Source organism: Arhodomonas sp. KWT (assembly GCF_010993615.1).
This window is the reverse complement of sequence record NZ_WNXE01000331.1, coordinates 1-2131: the sequence shown is the minus strand read 5'-3', so window position 1 is coordinate 2131 and position 2131 is coordinate 1. Positions and strand designations below refer to the sequence as shown.

5 protein-coding genes are annotated in these 2131 nt (G+C 69.1%); 4 read left to right on the top strand and 1 reads right to left on the bottom strand.

Annotation, left to right across the window (positions count from 1 at the left end; all coding sequences use genetic code 11):
* The first annotated feature begins 6 nt into the window (after nucleotides 1-6).
* The 4 genes from G7A99_RS18565 to msrA all read left to right on the top strand — a co-directional run bounded on the left by G7A99_RS18565 (nucleotide 7) and on the right by msrA (nucleotide 1923).
* Nucleotides 7-117 carry an OmpW family outer membrane protein gene (locus tag G7A99_RS18565; protein ID WP_371807634.1) on the top strand — a complete coding sequence of 37 codons (111 nt, stop codon included), beginning with the start codon at nucleotides 7-9 and terminating at the stop codon, nucleotides 115-117.
* Between the two features lie 81 nt (nucleotides 118-198).
* Nucleotides 199-762: an NUDIX domain-containing protein gene (locus G7A99_RS18560; protein ID WP_163142975.1), complete on the top strand. Its 564-nt coding sequence runs from the start codon at nucleotides 199-201 to the stop codon at nucleotides 760-762.
* A 148-nt stretch (nucleotides 763-910) separates the two neighbouring features.
* Nucleotides 911-1351: a PAS sensor domain-containing protein gene (locus tag G7A99_RS18555; RefSeq protein ID WP_018716398.1), complete on the top strand. Its 441-nt coding sequence runs from the start codon at nucleotides 911-913 to the stop codon at nucleotides 1349-1351.
* Between the two features lie 23 nt (nucleotides 1352-1374).
* Entirely contained in the window at nucleotides 1375-1923 is a 549-nt protein-coding gene (msrA, locus tag G7A99_RS18550) for a peptide-methionine (S)-S-oxide reductase MsrA (protein WP_018716399.1), read from the top strand.
* Here msrA and G7A99_RS18545 read toward each other — a convergent pair.
* Nucleotides 1901-2131: MFS transporter (locus G7A99_RS18545; RefSeq protein WP_163142972.1), on the bottom strand; the 231-nt coding region annotated here is incomplete at its 5' end. The genes msrA and G7A99_RS18545 overlap by 23 nt on opposite strands.

Below are 2131 nucleotides of genomic sequence, written 5' to 3'. Positions count from 1 at the left end.
CGCTACATCGACATCGACACCGAGGCGACCCTCTCCGGCGGCCCCAACCCGAAGAGCACCATCGACGTCGACATCGATCCCTGGGTCTACACCATCGCGGTGGGCTACCGATTCTAGGCGGCAGCGACCCGGCGGGCGTGGCGATGCCGCGCCCGTCACGCTATCCTCGCCGTGGGTTTCTCCCGCGGCGAGGATTTCATGTCCACTCCCTCCTCACCCGACAGCGGCCCGCGTGTCGAGCGCACCCCGGCCGGTGACGACCGTCCCCGCCTGACCTGCCCGGACTGCGGCTACATCGCCTACGAGAACCCGCGCATCGTCGTTGGCAGCGTGCCCCGACTCGGCGCGCGTTTCCTGCTCTGCCGCCGTGCCATCCCGCCGCGTGTCGGCTACTGGACACTGCCCGCCGGCTACCTGGAGCTGCACGAGAGCACCGAGGACGGCGCCCGCCGCGAGGCCATGGAGGAGGCGAACGCCGCGCTGGCACTCGACGGGCTGCTCGCGGTCTACAACCTTATCCATATCAACCAGGTCCAGTTGATCTACCGCGCACGACTGCTGGACCCCGCCGTCGCCGCCGGCCCCGAGTCCCAGGCCGTCGGCCTGTTCACCTGGGGTGAGATCCCGTGGGACGAGCTGGCCTTCCCGTCGGTGCGCTGGGCGCTCGAGCACGAGCGTGCCGCCGCCCGGACCCCGGTATGGCTACCCGCCGGCAATCCGGAACCGCCGGGCGGGCACGGCGGACCGCACGACGCCGGCTGAGCCGGTAGGCCGGCACACACCCGGGCAGCACGGACCGTTCAGGTCCGGGACGCTGCCGGGCGCGGCATGGCGCGCCTGCCGCAGGGTGGCGTTACCTGTAACCGGCTTAGTAAGCTAAGCGGCAGATGACTTGGTACAGGGCAATGGAATGGCGGACGTGGACAGCCTCGACCCGGTGCTCCTCCAGCGACTGCTGGACGCCTCGAACGACGGCATTGTCGTTGCCGAGCAGGAGGGGGACGATCACATCCTCATCTACGTGAACGAGGCATTCGAGCGGCTGACAGGCTATCACCGCGACGAGATCCTGTTCCGGGACTGCCGCTTCCTCCAGAACGAGGACCGGGACCAGCCCGGACTGGCGACACTGCGCACCGCAATGGCGGCGGACAGGCCCTGCCGCGTCGTGCTGCGCAACTACCGCAAGGACGGCTCGCTGTTCTACAACGAGCTCTCCATCACTCCGGTGTTCAACGACGAAGACCGGCTTACCTACTTCATCGGCATCCAGAAGGACGTCACGGCACAGGTCGAGGCCGAGCGCGAGGTCGAGCGCCTGCGCCGCGAGCTCGAGCGGCGGGCGTCCTGACCCGGCGGATACGGAGCAGCCCCATGAGCGAGATGGACGACACGGCCCTGGCAACCCTTGGCGGCGGCTGTTTCTGGTGCCTGGAGGCCGTGTTCCAGGAGCTGCCCGGGGTCCGGTCGGTAACCCCCGGCTACGCCGGCGGCCACGCCGAAGCCCCCACCTACGAGGCGGTGTGCCGGGGCGACACCGGCCACGCGGAAGTGGTTCAGATCGCCTACGACCCCTCGGCGGTGGGCTATCGGGAGCTGCTGGGCGTGTTCTTCTCCGTCCACGACCCGACCACGCCCAATCGCCAGGGCCACGATGTCGGCCCGCAGTACCGCTCCGTCATCCTCTACCACGACGACGAGCAGAAGGCCGATGCCGGGGCCGCGATCGCCGAGCTGGAACGCGAGGGGGTATTCGCCGACCCGGTCGTTACCGAGGTGGTGCCACTGTCCCGCTTCCACCCGGCGGAGGACTACCACCAGAACTACTTCCGCAACCATCCGGAGCAGGGCTACTGCCAGGTGGTCATCGCCCCCAAGCTGGCGGCGTTCCGCCGGCGCTTCAGCGAACGCCTCGGGCGCTGACGCTGGCGTAGCGCTGGCTCAGCACCAGCCCGGCAAGCGCGACCACGGCGATCACCGCGACGGTCGGGGTCCAGCCCCAGCGTTCATAAACCAGGCCGGGCAGATACGAGCCCAGCACGCCGCCGAGGTAATACGAGGAGACGTAGAGCCCGTTGATCATGCCCCGGTGCGGGCTCTGCGAGCGGTTGACCTCGGCGGAGGCGATGGA

What these genes read in the sequence shown, in the direction of transcription:
- msrA (WP_018716399.1), top strand. Translation starts at nt 1,375, where the DNA reads ATGAGCGAGATGGACGACACGGCCCTGGCAACCCTTGGCGGCGGCTGT.
- G7A99_RS18555 (WP_018716398.1), top strand. Translation starts at nt 911, where the DNA reads ATGGCGGACGTGGACAGCCTCGACCCGGTGCTCCTCCAGCGACTGCTG.
- G7A99_RS18560 (WP_163142975.1), top strand. Translation starts at nt 199, where the DNA reads ATGTCCACTCCCTCCTCACCCGACAGCGGCCCGCGTGTCGAGCGCACC.